This window comes from Agrobacterium sp. 22-223-1 (assembly GCF_053522385.1).
In genome coordinates this window covers 1,661,035-1,673,860 of record NZ_JBNWCN010000001.1, presented here as the reverse complement: position 1 = coordinate 1,673,860, position 12,826 = coordinate 1,661,035, and the positions used below count along the sequence as shown (strand labels likewise).

The following is a 12,826-nucleotide window of genomic DNA, read 5'->3' as shown; positions in this document are numbered from 1 at the left end:
TCATTCTCCCGCCTCTTCCGTAACGGCAGTTTTCGTTACGGAAGCCGGCCGTACCGTGGTCGCGGCGGTGGGTGTGGCGGCTGCGCGCTTGGCCATCTGCGAGCGCTTGCGCAGGCTTTCGCGGTAGAAGGTATAAAGGCCCGAGCCGATGACGATCATGGCGCCGATGATGGTGTAATTGTCGATCTTTTCGTTGAAGAAGAACACGCCGATCATGAAACCCCAGAGCAGGCCGGTATAACGGAACGGCGCGACGAAGGAGATTTCGCCTGATCTCATCGACAGTATGATCGCCTGATAGCCGACCAGCACCAGAATGGCCGAAGCGGCCAGATGCGATACGATCATGAAGTTCATCGGTTGCCAGCCGCCGAAGGGCACGATCAGCAGGCCGCCCACCGCCATGTTGACGAAGGCGGTGATGACGGTGATGGCGAGCGAGGGCACATCGGCATACATTTTCCGGGTCAGCAGATCGCGCGCAGCAGTGACGGCGAGCGATGCGACGACCAGAAGCGCACCCGGCGTGAAGCCTTCCGGGCCGGGTCTGATGATGACGAGCACGCCGATAAAGCCGACGATGATCGCTACCCAGCGCCGCCAGCCCACGGGTTCGCGCAGGAACAGCGCCGCACCCAGCGTCACCACCAGGGGCAGGGACTGCAATATGGCCGAGGCATTGGAAAATTCGATGAGGCCGAGCGCCGTCAGATAGAGCACGGCTGCAGTCACCTCGCAGAGACAGCGCAGGATGATGATGGGGCGCATGAGGGTTTTCAGCGGCCGGAGCGCGCCGAAATGGCGGGCGGCGATGTAGATCAGCACCACCGTCATGATGCCGCGGACGAACATGATCTGGCCGGTGTTGATATAGGGGGTGACGGATTTCGTCAGAGCGTCGTTGGCCGTGAAGCTTGCCATGGCGAGCGCCATCAACAGGGCGCCGCGCGTATTGTCCGTCAATGCCATTCCAAAATATCCCAGACCATGCGCGGTTTTCCCGCCCGCCCTTTCGGGGCGATTTGGGCCGCCTTTCCGGCGTGACCGCGCATTCCTCCATGTAAAGAGACGTGGCACGGCACAGCCGGCATTTCAACCGTTTATATGGGTGGGTGGACGAGAAACAGTTTCAGCCGTCGCTCAGCCGCCGGTCACGCTCATATGGCGGGAGACGGCAGGCCGGTTGTGGGTGCGGTCGATGATGAAATCATGCCCCTTCGGCTTGCGCAGAAGGGCTTCATCGATGGCGCTGGAAAGATAGGCGTCGCTGTCGGAGGCGCGCAGCGCGGTGCGCAGATCGGCGGCGTCATCCTGGCCCAGGCACATATAAAGCGTGCCGGTGCAGGTGAGGCGGACGCGGTTGCAGCTTTCGCAGAAATTATGCGTCATCGGCGTGATGAAGCCGAGCCGGCCTCCGGTTTCCTTCACCGTCACGTAACGGGCGGGGCCGCCGGTCTGGTAATCGCTGTCGATGAGCGTGAAGCTCTTTTCGAGATCGGCGCGCAGTTTCGAAAGCGGCAGGTAGCGGTCGGTCCGGTCTTCCTCGATCTCGCCCATCGGCATGGTTTCGATCACCGTCAGGTCCATGCCGCGACCGTGGGCGAAACGCATGAGATCGGGAATCTCGGCGTCGTTGAAGTCCTTCAGCGCCACCGCGTTGAGCTTGACCTTGATGCCCGCGGCCTGGGCGGCGTCGAGCCCCTCCATGACGCGGTCGAGATCGCCCCAGCGGGTGATGTGGCGGAACTTATCGCGGTCGAGCGTATCGAGCGACACGTTGATGCGGCGCACGCCGCAATCGGCGAGTTCCGCGGCGAATTTCGCAAGCTGCGAGCCGTTGGTGGTCAGCGTCAGCTCGGTGAGGGCGCCTGTGCGCACATGCCGGCCGAGGTTCTTCACCAGCGACATGATGTTCTTGCGCACCAGCGGCTCGCCGCCGGTCAGCCTCAGCTTGCGCACGCCGCGCGTTATGAAGACGGAACAGAGCCGGTCGAGTTCTTCGAGCGTCAGAAGGTCCTTCTTCGGCAGGAAGGTCATGTGTTCGGACATGCAATAGGTGCAGCGGAAATCGCAGCGGTCGGTGACGGAAACGCGTAGATAGGTGATGGCGCGGCCGAAAGGGTCCACCATCGGTGTGCTGTTTTCCGTCAGGGTTTTCGCTTTTTCAAGCGAGCCGGAGAAACCGTTCACGTCTCCATCCTCAATGCGCCTTGCGCCGGGCACACACGCTGAATGTGTGCTCTATCAGGTGATGTAGTGGCTTGCCTATCGTGAGGCAAGTCCGTAATTCTGACGCATATGACGAGCTTGCGGAAGTGAAAAATGAGCGATGCCTGGCCGACCGAGCTGCTTGTGTCGAAAGACCGGCGCGAATTGACCGTTTCCTTCGACGATGGAAGCGTTTACCGGCTTCAAGCCGAGATGCTGCGCGTGCTTTCGCCCTCTGCCGAGGTGCAGGGCCATGGGCCGGGACAAAAGGTCACGGTGCCCGGCAAACGCGATGTTACCATCCGCTCCATGGTTGCCACCGGCAATTATGCGGTTCGCATCGTTTTCGACGATGGCCACGATAGCGGCATCTACACCTGGAAATATCTGAAGGAACTGGGTGAGACCGGCGATGCGCTGTTTGCGGATTATGAGCGGCAGCTCGCCGAAAAGGGCTTGAGCAGGGAGCCGCGATACCGGTAGGCGGACGCAAGGCCTTCGGACCCTCCCACCCTCATTCCTGTGCTTGTCACAGGAATCCAGCCAGCCCAAGTCCTTGGGCTGAAAAAGACTCCTCCCGCCGCGCCGACGCGCGTCGACTGGATTCCTGTGACAAGCACAGGAAAGAGGGGGAGGAGGACAGCGGCATCCGAGGCCCGCATGCCTGATGGACAAATAACCCGTTGAATCTGCGCATCGTCCTTCAGTAAAATCGTTTTCGCTTTTCACGCCGATGCGCTAGGAAGTGAGGGAGGGAACACCCTCGTCTTATCGATTTTCAGCGGGGTGGCGTGTGGCTGTAGAAGCGAACGGAAATGATCTGGCCCAAGTGGTCGTGTTGCTGGCGGCAGGCGTTGTCGCCGCGCCGATCTTCAAGCGCATCGGCCTCGGTTCGGTGCTCGGTTATCTGGCCGCCGGTCTGGTGATCGGGCCTTACGGTCTCGGTTTTTTCTCCGATTCGCAGGCCATTCTGCATATAGCGGAACTCGGCGTGGTGATGTTTCTGTTCATCATCGGCCTTGAAATGCAGCCGTCGCGGCTGTGGTCTATGCGGCAGGATATTTTCGGGCTGGGTGCGCTTCAGGTACTGGTCTGCATGGCGGGCCTGACATTGATCGGCGTCGGTCTCGGCTTTCCCGTCATCATGTCCTTCGTCGCCGGCACCGGTTTCGTGCTGACATCGACGGCCATCGTCATGCAGATGCTGCAGGAGCGCAACAGCATGTCGAGCCTGAAAGGCCAGCGCATCATCGCCATCCTGCTGTTCGAGGATCTGGCCATCGTGCCGCTGCTGGCGCTTGTCGCCTTCCTCGGTTCGGGCGGCGAACATGTCACGGCGTCGGAGCGCTGGGCTTCCGTCGGCATCGCGCTTGCCGCCGTCGGTGCGCTCATCCTTGCCGGGCGTTATCTTCTCAACCCGTTCTTTCGCCTGCTTGCGGCTTCCGGCGCGCGGGAGGTGATGACGGCCGCGGCGCTGCTGGTGGTGCTGGGTTCGGCGCTTCTGATGCAGGTCAGCGGCCTTTCCATGGCAATGGGCGCCTTTCTTGCCGGCGTGCTGCTGTCGGAATCCTCCTTCCGCCATCAGCTGGAAGCGGATATCGAGCCGTTTCGCGGCATTCTGCTCGGCCTGTTTTTCCTCGGCGTCGGCATGGCGATCGATCTTGCCGTCATCGCCTCCAACTGGCAGCTCGTGGTCATCAGCGTTGCGGGCTACATGCTGCTCAAGGCCTTCCTGATCTATGGCGTGGCGCGGGCGCTCGGCACCACCCGGCGCGAAAGCCTGGAACGGGCGGTGCTGATGGCGCAGGGCGGCGAATTCGCCTTCGTGCTCTATTCGGCCGCCGTCAGCGCCGGCATTCTCGACCGGGAGGCGAACGCCATACTGACGGCGACCATCATCATCTCCATGGTGCTGACGCCGCTGATGGTCATCCTGCATGACCGGCTGGTGCCGGCGGCGGTTCCCAATACCGACGATCTCGACGTGCCTGAAAATGTCGAGGGCAGCATTCTCCTCATCGGCTTCGGGCGTTTCGGCCAGATCGTCAGCCAGCCGCTTCTGGCGCGGGGCTACACCCTGTCGCTGATCGACAAGGATGCCGACTTCGTGCGTGAAGCGGCGGAATTCGGCTTCAAGGTCTATTATGGCGACGGTTCGCGGGCGGAAATCCTGCATGCCGCCGGTGCGGGCACGTCGCGCGCGGTTCTCATCTGCGTCGACGACAAGGAGGCTGCCGTCAGGATCGCGGAGATCGTCAAGCACGAATTCCCGCTGGTTCCGGTTCTCGCCCGCGCTTACGACCGTGGCCATGCCATCGATCTGCTGAAGGCGGGCGTCGATTACCAGATCCGCGAAACGCTGGAATCGGCGCTGAATTTCAGCGAGGAAGTGCTGGGCGCCATGGGTGAGGAGCGGGAAGACGCCGCCCGTCTGGTGGAAGAATTCCGCGACCGCGACGAGGAACGTTTCGCCATGGAAGTCGTCGGCGGCATCTATGCCGGCCGTTCGCTGATCCGTGGCAACGCCCAGCCGGCCGACCTCGTTGCCGCCCGCACCGCGCGCGAGCGGGCCGAGCGGGAAAAGGCGGAAGCCGCAGAGGAATAGGACGCCCCGGTCTTTCGGCGGCGACAGAGGGAATTGGCAGGGATAGGAACGGACATGACGATCATTCGCACGGTTGAGGAATTGAAGGCCATCTATGACAGCACGAGCGAGGCATCGATCGCCAAGGTGACAGCCACGCTGACGGCCGAATACCGGCTGATGATCGAGACTTCGCCCTTCCTGGCGCTGGCGACGGTCGGGCCGGAAGGCATGGACTGTTCGCCGCGCGGCGACAAGGGCGGCGTGGTCCGGGTGGCCGATGAGAGGACCGTGCTTTTGCCGGACTGGCGCGGCAATAACCGCGTCGATTCGCTTCTGAACATCGTGCGCGATCCGCGCGTGGCGCTGATGTTCCTGATACCCGGCTCGAATACGACGATGCGCATCAACGGCCGCGCCGTGGTCTCCGTCGATCCCGATCTGCTGGAAAGCTTCGAGATGGATGGCAAACATCCGCGCACCGTCATCGTGGTGACAATCGATGAAGTCTATTTCCAATGCGCCCGGGCGCTGATGCGCTCGGAATTGTGGAACCCCGATAATTTCGTCGACCCGGCCTCGCTTCCGACACCCGGTCTTCTGCTCAAGGCGGCCAAGGCGGAATTCGATCAGGAGACCTATGACCGGGAATGGGCGGCGCGGGCGGCGAAGACCATGTGGTGAGGCGTCATTTGCCGCAGTAACAGGTTGCGCACTTAACAGGGCGTGCGCCGCTTATATCAAACCGCCCTCATTCCTGTGCTTGTCACAGGAATCCAGCCAGCCCAAGTCATTGGGCTGAAGGGACTCTCCCGCCGCGCAGACGCGCGTCGACTGGATTCCTGTGACAAGCACAGGAATGAGGGAGAGAGGGCGCTGCATTCGATGCTACCTACCAGTGTCGCTCTTCACGTCCGATAGATCAGCCAGTTCTTGCCGGTATAGTTCTTCTGCATGCCGTCCTCGTAATAGACGGAGCGGTTCCGGCCGGTTTCCTTGGCATGGTAGAGCGCGGTGTCGGCATGGCCGTAAAGCTCGCTGGGATTGGTGGCCTGTGCGGCGGAAGCGAAGCCGAGGGAGATCGTCACCGTGCCGTAGTCGGCTCCCGATCTCGAATTGCGGAAGGGCGTGCTTTCCAGCGACAGGCGGATGCGCTCGCACATCACCATCACCTCTTCCGGCGTATTGCCGTCCAGAATGATGGCGAATTCCTCGCCGCCGCTTCTGGCGACAAAACCATCCTTGCGGACATTGGCGCGGATGACCGAGGCGACGGTGGCGAGAATCTTGTCGCCGACCGGATGGCCGAAAGTGTCGTTGATCCGCTTGAAATGATCGATATCGAGCAGGACGAGCGTGGTATATTGCAGGCCGATGGAGCTGTCATAGACGGATGCCAGCCGGTCGTCGAAGGCGCGGCGGTTGGACAGGCGCGTCAGCGAATCCGTATTGGCGATGCGCTTGTACTCATCCAGCTCCAGACGTACCTGATGCATTTCCTCGGCATGGCGGTTGACATCGTTGAAGGCCTTTTCGCCGTCGATGATCTTCGAGCCGGTGGCCTCGGCCAGCAGCGAAATCGCATTCCTCAGAATATTGCTGCTGGCGGCATTCTTGTCATCGATGCGCTGGCGCGTTTCGCCGAGAATCCTGTTGTAGTTTTCGATGGAGGATTGTTCGCGCCTCAGCGTGCCCAGAAGGCCCTCCAGTTCGCGCCTGAGCTTCTCATGCGCATCGTCGATGGACCGGGCGGGATTGCCTTCCCCGTAACGTGAGGACAGCTCGTCCAGATCCTCCTGCGTGACCCGATTTCCAAGCGCGGCCAGATCCTTCGTCAGGGCAGGGTTCGAACCGATATAGGCTTCGTAAAAGAGGCTGTAGTTACGCGGGATCGGCGAAACACCCATGCTCCGCATGGCATAGGCAATCTGCCCGGCAATGTCGGGCCCCGTGGTTTTGGGCGTGGATGCCGTGTTCATCAAGAAACTCCAGTGAGTCTGCTTATCGACTATGATTATTATTATGAAGCTCGTTTTGGAAAGCTTAATTTATGGGAAACTAATTTTTGTGCCCGGAAACTTCATTTTCGTCACTTTTTATTTTATTTAATTGATAAATATAAGTAATTTTCATTTTGAAGAATTCCGGAACTTTTTCCCTCTACTATTCGCCTTGGTGACAGCATCGAATTTATTCTGTCAATCCCAATAACGGGATTCGTGTGATTTATTTTGGCACAACAATATGGAGAAATAATCCCGGGGCGGAAAGGCACGGTGGTTTTTGAATTCGTGGAGATCCCGCCTATAGGCGGTTTTTTTTGTCATTCGTGTCGGGATACAGGAATGTTACAGTCTTATCTTCGGTTTCCGTGCCACGCGGCACGCGTCAGTGCCGTTTTGTGACGGCGCGGCAACCATTCGGTAAGGTTCAGGAAGAGGCGAGTTATGCTGCCGGCAGCAGGTCCGGCCGTATCGCCTGCGTGTCAGGATCTCAGCCTGATGACCGGGCATTCCGTTCCCGCCGCCGCCGCCGGCGCATTTGGCGGGCGCACGATCAAGCCGTCGGAATGGGCCAATATCTTCATCATCGATGAATCCTGCTTCGCATGGGCTTCCGCCACCAGCAGGCCGTTTTCGTCCGTGCTGAAATGGGCGCGCAGATAATCCTGCCGGTGATCATTCGCTTTCAACGGCGTGGCGGTGCGGGCGGTCGTCGTGCGTTGCAGCGGCGCGCGGCGGGCGATGCTGCGGAGCAGCGGTTCGAGGAACAGCAGGCCGCAGACGAGGCTGGCAACCGGGTTTCCGGGCAGGCCCAGAACCTGCATGGCGCCGATGGACCCGACCATCAGCGGTTTCCCCGGACGCATGGCGATGCGCCAGAAATCGAGCTGCATGCCTTCCGCCTTCAAGGCGGCCTGCACGAGGTCGTGGTCGCCGACGGACGCGCCGCCGAGCGTCACCAGCACATCGACCTTCGCCGCGACCGCCTTGCCGATGGCGGCGCGGATCAGCCTGTCATCATCGGCGATGATGCCGAGATCGACAACCTCGGCACCGGCCTGCCGGGCAAGGGCTGCGACGCCGAAGGTGTTGGAGGCGATGATCTGGGCGGGCTGCGGCGCGCTTCCCGGCGGCAGCAACTCATCGCCGGTGGCGAGGATGGCGATGCGCGGCCTGCGATAGACGGTGAGAGCGGCATGGTTCATCGCCGCCGCGAGCGTCAGGTCGGTGAAGCCGAGCTCACGCCCGGCCGTGAGGGCCGCTTCGCCTTCGGTAAAATCCTGTCCGCGCGGGCGGATATGTCGCCCGGCGGTGACGTCGAAGGCGGTGCGGATTTTTCCGCCCTCCAGCACTTCGGCATCTTCCTGAATGAGAATGGTGTCCGCACCCTGTGGCACGGGCGCGCCGGTGAAGATGCGCACGGCCTGACCTTCACCCACCGTGCCGGTAAAAGCATGACCGGCGGCGGCCTGACCGATGACGGTGAGGACCGAGCCGATCTCCGCCGCATCGGCGCTGCGCAGCGCATAACCGTCCATGGCCGAGGCATCGAAGGGGGGCTGGGTGAGGCGTGCAATGAGATCGGCCGAGAGAACCCGGCCATCGCATTCGGCGAGCGGCAGGGTTTCGCTTTCGGTCACCGGAACCGCTGCTTCCAGAAGGCGTCTCATGGCCTCATCCACGGGCAGCAGCGGTTTCATTCAAGTCTCCTGTCGCCGGAAATCGCCGGATTTGCCGCCGCTCTTTTCGAGAAGGCGGATATTGACGATTTCCATCGCCTTGTCGGCGGCCTTGGCCATGTCGTAGATCGTCAGGCAGGCGATGGACACGGCGGTCAGCGCTTCCATCTCCACGCCGGTCTTGCCGGACAGTTTTACCAGCGCTTCGACCCGCAGGCCGGGCAGGGCGGCGTCTTCGGTAATGTCCACCGCCACCTTGGTCAGCATCAGCGGATGGCAGAGCGGGATGAGGTTTGCCGTCTGCTTGGCGGCCATGATGCCGGCGAGGCGCGCGGTGCCGATGACATCGCCCTTCCTGGCGTTGCCCTCGCGGATGAGCGCCAGCGTTTCCGGCTTCATCTTCACGAAACCTTCGGCCACAGCGACGCGGACGGTCTCGGCCTTGTCGCCGACATCGACCATATGCGCTTCGCCGCCGGCATCGATATGGGTGAGCTTTCCCGCCTCGCTCATCGGTGCATTATTCCGCGGCCAGAATGCCGGATTGGCCGGTCAGAAGGGCTTTGGTGGCTGCCGTCACATCGTCCTTGCGCATCAGGCTTTCGCCGACGAGGAAGGTGCCGATGCCGCTTTTTTCGAGACGCTTACAATCCTCGAAGGTGAAGATGCCGCTTTCGCCTACCAGCAGCTTTTCGGCCGGCACGAGGCCTGCGAGCTTCTCGCTGGTTTCGAGGCTGACTTCGAAGGTGCGCAGGTTGCGGTTGTTGATGCCGAGAAGCGGCGAGGCGAGCTTCAGCGCCCGTTCCGTTTCTTCCTCATCATGCACTTCCACCAGCACATCCATGCCGAGCGCGAAAGCCTCGTCTTCAAGGCGTTTCGCCTCGTCGTCGGACAGCGAGGCCATGATGAGGAGAATGCAGTCCGCGCCCCAGGCGCGGGCCTCATGTACCTGATAGGTCTCGAACATGAAATCCTTGCGCAGCGCCGGCAGGGCGCAGGCATTGCGGGCGGCGGTCAGGAATTCCGGGGCGCCCTGAAAGCTTGGGCTATCCGTCAGCACCGAAAGACAGGCGGCGCCACCGGCTTCATAGGCGGCGGCCAGCGCCGGCGGATCGAAATCCGGACGGATGAGGCCCTTGGAGGGGCTGGCCTTCTTGATTTCGGCGATCAGGCCGAATTTGCCTTCGGCCTGCTTTGCCCGGAGCGCCCTGTAGAAACCGCGCGGTGCGCTCTGGCCTGCGGCCATGGCCTTCAGGTCGGCCAGCGAAACCTTCTCCTTGGCGGCGGCGATTTCCTCGCGCTTGTAAATCTCGATCTTTTTCAGAATGTCGCTCATGATCTCGCTCTCATTCCTGACCCTCGTTGGACACGGCAACCAGACGGTCGAGCGCGGCTGCGGCCTTGCCGCTGTCCAGCGCCTCGCTGACGATCGCCATCGCCTGAGACAGTGTCTCCGCCTTGCCGGCGATAACCAGTGCTGCGGCCGCGTTGCACAGCGACACGTCACGATAGGCGTTGCGCTTGCCGGACAGAACCTCGCGCAGCGCCGCCGCATTGGCAATGCCGTCGCCGCCCTTCAGATCTTCCATGGAAGCGGGCTCGACACCGAAATCCTTCGGCGTCAGGTCGAAGGTGCGGATCTTGCCATTTTCCAGCGCCGCGACATGGGTAATGCCCGTGGTCGTCACCTCGTCCATGCCGTCGCCATGCACGACCCAGATGCTTTCCGAACCCAGATCGCGCAGCACTTCGGCAAGCGGCACCAGCCAGCGCGGCGAAAAGACGCCGAGCAATTGCCGTTTGGCGCCGGCCGGGTTGGAGAGGGGGCCGAGCAGGTTGAAGATGGTGCGCGTGCCGAGCTCGACGCGGCTCGGGCCGACATGGCGCATGGCCGAATGGTGAAGCTGCGCGAACATGAAACCGAGACCCGCCTCGCTGATGCAGCGGGCGATGAGTTCCGGACCGATATCGAGCTTCACGCCGAGCGCCGAGAGCGCATCCGCCGTGCCGGATTTGGAGCTCAGCGCCCGGTTGCCATGCTTGGCGACCGGCAGGCCGGTGCCGGCGACGATGATCGAGGCGAGCGTCGAGATATTATAGGTGCCGATGCCGTCACCGCCGGTGCCGACGATATCGATGGCATTGGCGGGGGCCGAAACCGGCAGCATACGGGAACGCATGGAGGAGACGGCGCCGACGATTTCGTCCACCGTCTCGCCGCGCACGCGCAGCGCCATCAGGAAACCGCCGATCTGCGACGGCGTGGCTTCGCCCGACATCAGAATGTCGAAAGCCGCCCGAGATTCCTCGCGGTTCAGGCTTTCTCCATTTGCGACCTTGGCGATCAGCGGCTTCAGTTCGGCCATCTTGTCGCCCCCCGGGTTAGAAGCCGACCATCGCCTGATCGGCGAGGGCCTGATTGATGGTGACACCATAGTCATTCTGCAGGCGGTTGACCATCTGGTCCAGCATGTCGTCGCCGGCCGCGCGGGCAATGGCGGCGAACTGCTGGTCGTCATTGGCGAGCGCGTCGGCAGGCGCATTGGTGTCGACCGAGGTGACCTTGAAGAGGATGCGGCTGGAACCGTCGGCATCGGCCGCCGTGCCCACCTTGCCCTCCGCGCCGGAGAAGACCGCCGCGATGGTCTGCTGGCCAAAAATAGCGTCTTCGCTGTTGCGGCGCAGGCCGGATTTCTGTTCGACGGCAAGGCTCAGCTCACCGGCCACGGCTTCCAGCGTGTCGCCCTTTTCGACGCGCGCCTTCAGTTCCTCGGCCTTGGCGGCAAGCGCGTTGCGCTGCTGCTCCGCCGTCCAGTCGGCCACGACATCGTCGCGAACTTCGGCAAGCGTGCGGTCGCGGGCGGCGATGATCTGGTCGACATCGAACCAGATGTAGCCTTCACGGCCGAGATTGATCGGCAGCGCTTCCGTGCCGGGTTCGGTCTTGAAGACCTCCTGCGCGAGCTGCGGGGAGGGCAGGCCCTGAACCGCATCGCCCTTTTCATCGAGGCCGGAAGCGTCGATGGCGGCGATGGTGACGGGTTTCAGGTTCAACTGCGTTGCCGCATCGGCGAGCGAAGAACCGCCGGCGCGCAGATCCTCGTAACGGTCGTGAACATTTGTGATTTCTTCCGCAGCGGCGGCGGTGGCGAGGTCCTTGCGGATATCTTCCTTCGCCTCATCCAGCGTGCGGGTCGTTTCCGGCTTGATGCCGGTGACGCGCAGGAGGACCGGGCCGAAGGAACCCTGGACCACCGGCGATACGCCGCCATCCTTCTGGATGGCGAAAGCGGCGTCGGCAATCGACTGGTCGGGGATGGTATCCTTGGTGAATTCGCCGAGGGTCACGTCGGAAGCGGTCTTGCCCTGATCCTTCACCACCTGGTCATAGGTGGTGTTGCCGAGGCGGATCTGCTCGGCGGCGGCCTCCGCCATTTCCTTTTCAGGGAAGGTCAGCTGCTCCACCGTGCGACGGCCGGCGGTGCGGAAGCTGTCCTTATGGCTGTTATAATAATCGGCGATCTGGGCGTCGGTGACGGCAGCCTGATCGGCGATATCGGACGGCTCAAGCTTCACATAGGTGAACTTGCGGAACTCGGGCGCGCGATATTTCGTCTTGTTGGTTTCGAACCAGGGGGCAAGCACGTCGTCGCCCGGCGCCTTGACCGGCGGAATGACGGCGTTCGAAAGAATGACGTAGTCGACGGCGCGCTGCTCGTTGCGATATTGCTTCAGCGCATCCACCAGCACCTGCGGTGCGGCAAAACCGTCCGAGACGGCTTCGACGATCTGGCTGCGGACGGCGACCTTGCTGCGTTCCTTGATATAGTCATCCTCGCGGAAACCGGAATTGCGCAGGCGTTCACTGAAGAGATTGCGGTCGAACTGGCCGTTGACCGCCTTGAAGGCCGGGTCTTCGGCAATGAGATTGGCGAGGCGGTTTTCCGAAAGGCCGAGATTCATTCTGGACGCGAGCTCATCAAGCGCTGCACCGGCCGCAAGCTGGCTGAAGACCTGACGGTCGATGCCGAAGGCCTTGGCCTGCTCGGTCGTCAGCCTTGTGCCGAACTGGCGGCTGAGATCGGAAATCTGGCGCTGATAGGCGAGGCGGAATTCCTCCGGGCTGACCGTCTGGTCGCCCACCGTCATGACGGCGTGGGAATTGGCGGTGACAAGCGATGCGGAAACGCCCCAGATGCCAAAAGAGACAACAAGCAGGAGAAGCAGCAGCTTGGCTGCCATGGTTCGAGAAGCATTTCTCAGGGAATCGAGCATCGTTATGCAAACCTCACAGGAACGTCATTGCGGTCGCCGGCTGTCCGGCCCGCAACGTATCGGCGTTCCTTAAATCA

General features: G+C 61.9%; 11 protein-coding genes. 3 read left to right on the top strand and 8 right to left on the bottom strand.

Annotation, left to right across the window (positions count from 1 at the left end):
- Window positions 1-969, bottom strand: coding sequence for a DMT family transporter (locus ACQZ60_RS08285; RefSeq protein ID WP_035260165.1), 969 nt, complete (start codon window positions 967-969; stop codon window positions 1-3).
- A gap of 171 nt (window positions 970-1,140) precedes the next feature.
- Window positions 1,141-2,190: a GTP 3',8-cyclase MoaA gene (gene moaA, locus ACQZ60_RS08280; RefSeq protein ID WP_031233491.1), complete on the bottom strand. Its 1,050-nt coding sequence runs from the start codon at window positions 2,188-2,190 to the stop codon at window positions 1,141-1,143.
- Window positions 2,191-2,322: 132 nt separating this feature from the next.
- Between moaA and ACQZ60_RS08275 the strand changes: the two genes are divergently transcribed.
- The 3 genes from ACQZ60_RS08275 (at window position 2,323) to ACQZ60_RS08265 (ending at window position 5,476) form a co-directional block, all read left to right on the top strand.
- Window positions 2,323-2,691, top strand: a complete 369-nt coding sequence (locus ACQZ60_RS08275) for a gamma-butyrobetaine hydroxylase family protein (protein WP_003522738.1) — start codon at window positions 2,323-2,325, stop codon at window positions 2,689-2,691.
- A 310-nt stretch (window positions 2,692-3,001) separates the two neighbouring features.
- Window positions 3,002-4,813 (top strand): monovalent cation:proton antiporter-2 (CPA2) family protein, encoded by a 1,812-nt coding sequence (locus ACQZ60_RS08270; protein WP_080851818.1) that lies wholly within the window; start codon window positions 3,002-3,004, stop codon window positions 4,811-4,813.
- 54 nt (window positions 4,814-4,867) lie between these two features.
- Window positions 4,868-5,476 (top strand): pyridoxamine 5'-phosphate oxidase family protein, encoded by a 609-nt coding sequence (locus tag ACQZ60_RS08265; protein ID WP_080816895.1) that lies wholly within the window; start codon window positions 4,868-4,870, stop codon window positions 5,474-5,476.
- 224 nt (window positions 5,477-5,700) lie between these two features.
- Here the strand turns inward: ACQZ60_RS08265 and ACQZ60_RS08260 are convergent, their stop codons facing one another.
- From ACQZ60_RS08260 to ACQZ60_RS08235, 6 genes are all read right to left on the bottom strand, one after another.
- Window positions 5,701-6,771, bottom strand: a complete 1,071-nt coding sequence (locus ACQZ60_RS08260; RefSeq protein ID WP_020809132.1) for a GGDEF domain-containing protein — start codon at window positions 6,769-6,771, stop codon at window positions 5,701-5,703.
- Window positions 6,772-7,277: 506 nt separating this feature from the next.
- Window positions 7,278-8,495, bottom strand: coding sequence for a molybdopterin molybdotransferase MoeA (locus tag ACQZ60_RS08255; protein ID WP_448735046.1), 1,218 nt, complete (start codon window positions 8,493-8,495; stop codon window positions 7,278-7,280).
- Window positions 8,496-8,987, bottom strand: coding sequence for a cyclic pyranopterin monophosphate synthase MoaC (gene moaC, locus ACQZ60_RS08250; RefSeq protein ID WP_448735045.1), 492 nt, complete (start codon window positions 8,985-8,987; stop codon window positions 8,496-8,498).
- Between the two features lie 7 nt (window positions 8,988-8,994).
- Window positions 8,995-9,810: an indole-3-glycerol phosphate synthase TrpC gene (gene trpC / locus ACQZ60_RS08245; RefSeq protein ID WP_448735044.1), complete on the bottom strand. Its 816-nt coding sequence runs from the start codon at window positions 9,808-9,810 to the stop codon at window positions 8,995-8,997.
- 10 nt (window positions 9,811-9,820) lie between these two features.
- A complete protein-coding gene (trpD, locus tag ACQZ60_RS08240; protein WP_448735043.1) occupies window positions 9,821-10,840 on the bottom strand; it encodes an anthranilate phosphoribosyltransferase in 1,020 nt (339 codons plus the stop codon).
- Between the two features lie 16 nt (window positions 10,841-10,856).
- Window positions 10,857-12,749, bottom strand: coding sequence for a peptidylprolyl isomerase (locus tag ACQZ60_RS08235; RefSeq protein WP_142779297.1), 1,893 nt, complete (start codon window positions 12,747-12,749; stop codon window positions 10,857-10,859).
- Between the last annotated feature and the right edge of the window lie 77 nt (window positions 12,750-12,826).